Source organism: Actinomadura sp. NPDC048032 (assembly GCF_040653175.1).
Lineage (GTDB): Bacteria > Actinomycetota > Actinomycetes > Streptosporangiales > Streptosporangiaceae > Spirillospora > Spirillospora verrucosospora.
Genome location: NZ_JBEZJP010000645.1, coordinates 1 through 3060, shown reverse-complemented (window position 1 = coordinate 3060; position 3060 = coordinate 1). Strand labels below are relative to the sequence as shown.

The window sequence follows — 3060 nt, the reverse complement described above, 5'->3', positions numbered from 1 at the left end:
CGCCGGGCCGGGCCCGCGGCGGTCAGCCGGACGGTTCGCGGCCGTCGGAGGCCACGGGGTGCTCCACCAGGGCCAGGACGCGGCTCGCCATGAAACGGGCCGTGCGGACGGGGGTCCCCGTCCGGGTGACCTCGCTGACCTCCACGACGCCGCGCCGCGTCGCGATCTCCACGCGGCGCCCCGCCCGGCTCGCCGCGACCTCGTACGTCCGCGTCCCCTCGCCGGCGTCGATCACGATTTCGACCTTGTCGCCCTTCATCCGCGCGAACCTCCGGTAGTCGAACGTATATTCGACTTATACCCGGAACGCCGCGCCCGCAACCCTCCCAAAAGGTGCGAAAGCCCTGGTCAGGCCAGGAGATTGACGATCGCGACGAGGCCCACGACGACGATCACTGCCCGCAGCGCCAGCGGCGGGATGCGGCGGCCGACCTTGGCGCCGATCATGCCGCCGCAGGTGGAGCCGGCGGCGATGAGCAGCACGACCCACCAGTCGATCTCGGCGTCGGCGAACAGCCACATGAGCGTGAACAGGATCGCGGCGGTGCCGTTCACGACGGCCGACAGGACGTTCTTGCCCGCGTTCAGGCGCTGCAGGTCGTCGTCCAGCATGATGCCGAGCAGGGCGATGAGGATGATGCCCTGCGCGGCGCCGAAGTAGCCGCCGTACACGCCCGCGAGGAGCACGCCGACCCACAGCGCCGGGCCGCCGTGCTGCGGCCGGTGCTCGCCCTCCCGGCGGCGCTGCATCCACTTCTGCAGGCGCGGCTGCACGATCACCAGCACCAGCGCGATGACGATCAGCGCGACCACGATGACGTCGAACGCCTCGGCGGGCAGGCCGAGCAGCAGCAGGCCGCCGATCACGGCGCCGACGAACGAGCCGGTGGCCAGGCGCGTCAGCCGGCCGCGCTGCCCCTTCAGCTCGTGCCGGTAGCCGTAGGCGCCCGTCACGCCGCCCGGGACGAGCCCGATGTTGTTGGAGATGTTCGCGACCACCGGCGGGTAGCCGAGCGCCACCAGGGTCGGGAAGGTGATCAGGGAGCCGGACCCGACGACCGTGTTGATGCCTCCGGCGGCCACACCGGCCGCGAAGACGGCGGCCGCGTCAAGCAGATTCACGTCCGTCCCATCCCTGCGCTACGAGTTCCCGACGGCGCGTACATCGTAGGGACGCCGTGGCGGGCGGCCGACGATCGGGGGTCGTTTTGTGGCATCCCGCCCGGTTCAGCGGGCCGAGCGGGCGTACCAGCGGCCGTTCTGGCGGTCGATCGTCAGCGGGAGCCCGAACGTCTCCGAAAGGTGCCCCGGGGTGAAGACCTCGTCCACCTTGCCCTGGGCGACGACCTGCCCGCTCCGCAGCAGCAGCGCGTGGGTGAAGCCCTCCGGGACCTCCTCCACGTGGTGGCTGACCATCGCGATGGCGGGCGCGGCCGGATCGTCGGCGAGCGCGGCGAGACGGGCCACGAGGTCCTCGCGCCCGCCGAGGTCGAGGCCGGCGGCGGGCTCGTCGAGGAGCAGCAGCTCGGGGTCGGGCATCAGCGCGCGGGCGATCTGGACGCGCTTGCGCTCGCCCTCCGACAGGGTGCTGAACGTCCGGCGGATCAGGTCGGCGGCGCCGAGGGCCTCCAGCAGCGCGACGGCCCGGTCGAGGTCGGTCGAGTCGTACTCCTCCTGCCAGCGGCCGAGGATCGCGTACGAGGCGGTCAGCACCAGGTCGATGACCGTCTCACCGGCCGGGACCTTCTCCGCGACGGAGGAGCTGGCGAGGCCGATCCGCGGCCGCAGCTCGAACACGTCGGTGCGGCCGAGCTCCTCCTCCAGGATCGAGACGCTGCCCTCGGTGGGATGCAGCATGGCGGCGGCGATCTGCAGCAGCGTGGTCTTGCCCGCGCCGTTCGGGCCGACGATGACCCACCGGTCGCCCTCGTCGACCGTCCATGTGACGTCGCGCAGCAGGGTGGCCCCGCCGCGCCTGACCCCGACTCCGCGGAGTTGAAGCACCTCGCCTGCCATCGCGCGCCTTCGTCCCCAATCCGGTGGTCCGTGCTCCCGCTTGCAGGAAAGAACCTATGCGATCCGGGGCGGCCGTGGCCCCCCGGGATCGCACCAGGGGAACGGCTTCGGAACACCCCCGCGCCGCGAGAGGTCCCTTACGTCCGGTGGCGCCGGCGATCCGAGCGCTTATCGTGGATCGCATGCCCATTGCGGAACGCACGAGACCGAGAATGAGCACGGACGTATGAGCAGGGCCGTCGCGATCGCCCTCGTCGCCTGGGGCAACGCCTGGCTGACGGGGCACGTCGGCCTGGACGAGGCCGTCGACGAGGTCGAGAAGAGCGCGGGCCCGCAGATCGTCGGCGGCGAGCCCGCCGAGGTGACGCTGCGGCGCGGCCTCGGCGACCTGCGCGTCGGCGGCCTGGCGGCGCTGCGGCTGGCCCTGCCCGAACCGGGCGACCCGCTGGGACTGACCGGGCCGCCGTCCTTCAACGCCGCGGCGATCGAGGCGGGCGCCGCCGCCGTCGCGGTGCTGGACGGGCGGGGCATGGGGCTCGTCCCGTCGGAGGACCGGCGCGGCTCGTCCTACGTCGGCGTCCGCTGGACGACGCACGACGCGTCGGCGGCGCCGCCCGACGTCCCGTCCCTCGCGGAGGCCGACCGGCGGCTCACGCTCGCCATGCGGGACGCCACCGAGGCGCTGCTGGCCGTCGACGACTTCGCGGGCGTGCCGCCCGAGATCGCGGACGCGCTGGTCGACCTGCGCGACCCCGACCGCGGCGACCACCCGCTGGCCCCCGGCTACCCGCCCCGCGCCCACCGTGTCGCCGCCCTCGCCGGCCGCCTCTCCCTGGTCGTCGACCTCGCCCGGCAGATGGACGACCGCGGCCTCAGCGCCGACCAGATGAGGCGCCGCGGCGAGGCCCTCCGCCTCCTGGACGCCGGCGTGCGCCGCGCCCTGGTGGCGGCTTGCAACAGTGCCTTCGACACCGACGCCCACGCCGTCCCCCACCTGGCGCACCTGCGCTACGGCATCGGCACGGCGCAGCGCGGCTGGCTCAC

General features: G+C 73.6%; 4 protein-coding genes. 1 reads left to right on the top strand and 3 read right to left on the bottom strand.

Annotation, left to right across the window (positions count from 1 at the left end; all coding sequences use genetic code 11):
- Nucleotides 1-22 precede the first annotated feature (22 nt).
- The 3 genes from AB0C69_RS40535 to AB0C69_RS40525 all read right to left on the bottom strand — a co-directional run bounded on the left by AB0C69_RS40535 (nucleotide 23) and on the right by AB0C69_RS40525 (nucleotide 2016).
- Nucleotides 23-259 carry a hypothetical protein gene (locus tag AB0C69_RS40535; RefSeq protein ID WP_345180545.1) on the bottom strand — a complete coding sequence of 79 codons (237 nt, stop codon included), beginning with the start codon at nucleotides 257-259 and terminating at the stop codon, nucleotides 23-25.
- An 89-nt stretch (nucleotides 260-348) separates the two neighbouring features.
- Nucleotides 349-1122: a sulfite exporter TauE/SafE family protein gene (locus tag AB0C69_RS40530; protein WP_345180546.1), complete on the bottom strand. Its 774-nt coding sequence runs from the start codon at nucleotides 1120-1122 to the stop codon at nucleotides 349-351.
- A 105-nt stretch (nucleotides 1123-1227) separates the two neighbouring features.
- Nucleotides 1228-2016, bottom strand: coding sequence for an ABC transporter ATP-binding protein (locus AB0C69_RS40525; protein WP_345180549.1), 789 nt, complete (start codon nucleotides 2014-2016; stop codon nucleotides 1228-1230).
- A 226-nt stretch (nucleotides 2017-2242) separates the two neighbouring features.
- On the opposite strand from AB0C69_RS40525, the gene AB0C69_RS40520 reads away from it, so the two are divergent.
- A partial coding sequence (locus AB0C69_RS40520; protein WP_360361817.1) for a hypothetical protein occupies nucleotides 2243-3060 on the top strand: 818 nt, incomplete at its 3' end.